Here is a 280-nt window from a genome sequence, read left to right as displayed (position 1 = left end):
ATCCACTGATGGCCAAAGATTCTGAGTTAGCATGGCTTGTTCAAAAAGCAGAATCTATTCATCATTTAAAAACACTTCGCATTCACTCCAGATTACCTGTGGTGATCCCAAAGCGCATTACAGAAGAGTTGTGTCAGCTTCTTAAACAGACTCGACTGAATACCATTTTGGTAACGCATATCAACCACGCTAATGAAGTGAATTCTGAATTCTCTGCGTCAATGGCACGTATTAAAGACACGGGCACAACATTGTTGAATCAAGGAGTACTGCTAAAAGG

Annotated in this window: 1 pseudogene; it reads left to right on the top strand. The window is 40.7% G+C overall.

Going from position 1 to position 280, the window contains the following annotated elements:
- Nucleotides 1–280: pseudogene (locus FQ668_RS28810) on the top strand (EF-P beta-lysylation protein EpmB); the annotation flags it as partial.

The sequence above is a fragment of the Pseudomonas sp. Kh14 genome, from assembly GCF_900291005.1.
GTDB classification, from domain to species: domain Bacteria; phylum Pseudomonadota; class Gammaproteobacteria; order Pseudomonadales; family Pseudomonadaceae; genus Aquipseudomonas; species Aquipseudomonas alloputida.
This window is presented reverse-complemented; position numbering and strand designations above follow the sequence as displayed.